Raw genomic sequence first — 342 nt, forward strand, 5'->3', positions numbered from 1 at the left:
AAATCGTGCCTGTGACTATTCCACAGCGTAAAGGTGATGCGGTTGTGGTGGCAAAAGATGAACATCCTCGTGCATCAACCACTTTAGAAGCGTTAACTAAGTTAAAACCTGTTGTAAAAGCAGACGGTACAGTAACCGCAGGTAATGCATCAGGCATTAACGATGGTGCTGCTGCGATTCTGATTGCGTCTGATGCAGCTGTAGAAAAATATGGTTTAAAACCTCGTGCCAAAGTGATTGGTGCAACCACTGTTGGGGTTGAACCTCGCATTATGGGCTTTGGTCCTGCACCTGCGATTAAAAAGTTACTGGCTCAAACAGGTTTAACACTAGAGCAAATGG

The 342-nt window shown here is 45.0% G+C and carries 1 protein-coding gene; it reads left to right on the forward strand.

Translation table 11 applies throughout. The features are described 5' to 3' along the window. Positions 1-342 (forward strand): thiolase family protein (locus AC1M83_RS14210; protein WP_481590947.1); only part of this gene is annotated, 342 nt, incomplete at both ends.

The sequence above is a fragment of the Acinetobacter sp. 25-47-130 genome, assembly GCF_056779705.1.